This is a genomic window from Marinobacterium mangrovicola, assembly GCF_004339595.1.
Lineage (GTDB): Bacteria > Pseudomonadota > Gammaproteobacteria > Pseudomonadales > Balneatricaceae > Marinobacterium_D > Marinobacterium_D mangrovicola.
Window position 1 is genome coordinate 1 of record NZ_SMFU01000004.1, and the last position, 1,708, is coordinate 1,708.

Below are 1,708 nucleotides of genomic sequence, written 5' to 3' on the forward strand. Positions count from 1 at the left end.
GAGGGTGTCGCGAAAGGGGTAAAGCCTTAAAATAAACCTTTTATCTACCCGAGAGCTTACCGTGTCGACAGCATGTATGCCCACACCTGATGACAGGCAGTTCGCGCTTTTTCAGGCATTGCCTGCCTCGCCTCCTCCGCCCTCCCGTGTTACGACTGCATCGTCAGGACGGCGCTTCATACAAGGTGATGCCAAGGCGATTTTCCTGGGCATGACACCGCTTGAAGATCATCTACGGCTGTCAGGAATTAGCGCCCCTTTTGTAGTGGCCGACCTGTTGCATGACCAGGATTGGAAGCCCTTTGAGAATCGTTATGCAGCCACGGGGCGCGCCCCCTATGCGCCACGCGCGATGATGGGGTTGATTCTCTACGGGATCATGAACGGGGCTTCGTCGTTGCGCTCGCTGGAGCGGCTGGCTCGTGTAGACCTGGGGGCTATGTGGGTGACCGGAGGTATTGCCCCCGATCATGCCAACATCGGACGCTTTATCTGCCTGCATGAACAATCACTTTCAGAGGCGTTTTTCGAAGCGCTGACCCGCACCATTCTGGCCAGAATCGGAGCTTCGACCACATGCCTGGCAGGTGATGGGACAGTGATCGAAGCAGCCTGTTCTCACTACCGCCTGCTTAAAGACGAGGCGGTACGTGCTCGAGTCAGTAAAGCCCTGAAAGACCATCAACAGGCCTCTCCTGAGCAGCAGGATGAAAAGCAGCAGCAGTTGGAGAAAGTGCAGGCCTGTGAAAAGGTTCTTGACGCGCGGATCGCGGCACGACGGCGCCACGGCAAGCGTGTCGATACGGTGCGCGTTAGTCCCACCGAACCAGAGGCCGCTGTACAGCGTCAGAAGCGAGGGCGCGGCTTTGCACCGGCTTATACGCCCTCCGTTCTGGCTAATGAGGTACGTATTATCGTGGCGCATGCCATAGATCCCACGAGTGAGACACGCGTGGTCGGAGAACTGCTGGATCAGAGTGAGCGCGTGGTTCCAGAGACTCAGCGCGAACTGCTACTGGATGCTGGCTATTTTGATGATGGCGTCATTGCGGCAACACTGGCGCGTGATGTCAGCCTGTTGTGCCCGCCCAAACCCAGCACCACAGACAAAGTGGGTGGCCTTTATCATAAAAGCCAGTTCGCCTACGATGCAGATCAGGACGTCTACCTATGTCCGGCAGGACAGCGGCTTCGGTGTATCAGTCATGCACGTGCATCGGCACGCACGCGTGAACAGTTCGTCTATGCGTGTGATCAATGCGCGGCCTGCCCACAACGCACGGCGTGTACCCGCTCTGCCCAAGGACGCCGAATCAAGCGTTACCCGGAAGATGAGGTCCGTCTGGCCCTGCAGCAGGTCATGACACATCCGGGTGCCCAAAACGTCTTTCGACAGCGCAAGGCCATGGTCGAGCCGGTATTTTCCGCACTACGTCAGCAGCAGGGTCTGACACGCTTCCGACGCCGAGGACTGGCGGGTGTCAAGCGCGAGTTTGCCCTGCATGTTCTGGCCTATAATGTGGCTCGCGCCGTCTCGCTAAGCCTTTATTGTCTTATCTGGGTTTACAGGTGGACATGTCTGAGGGACGTTTGCCTGGCTTGGAAAATGCTTTCGGCCGCACGGGTGCTCAATAGCGAAGCGTACCAGCCCGCGACATCGCCGAACACCTGCTGCCTAATGCCGCGCTAAGCGATTTGCGACACCCTC

1 protein-coding gene is annotated in these 1,708 nt (G+C 57.8%); it reads left to right on the forward strand.

The annotated features are described in order from the left end of the window. Window positions 1–211 precede the first annotated feature (211 nt). A complete protein-coding gene (locus tag CLV83_RS00875; protein WP_243642244.1) occupies window positions 212–1,690 on the forward strand; it encodes an IS1182 family transposase in 1,479 nt (492 codons plus the stop codon). Window positions 1,691–1,708 lie beyond the last annotated feature (18 nt).

Coding starts and splice junctions, on each gene's coding strand:
- CLV83_RS00875 (WP_243642244.1), top strand. CDS start 212: ATGACACCGCTTGAAGATCATCTACGGCTGTCAGGAATTAGCGCCCCT.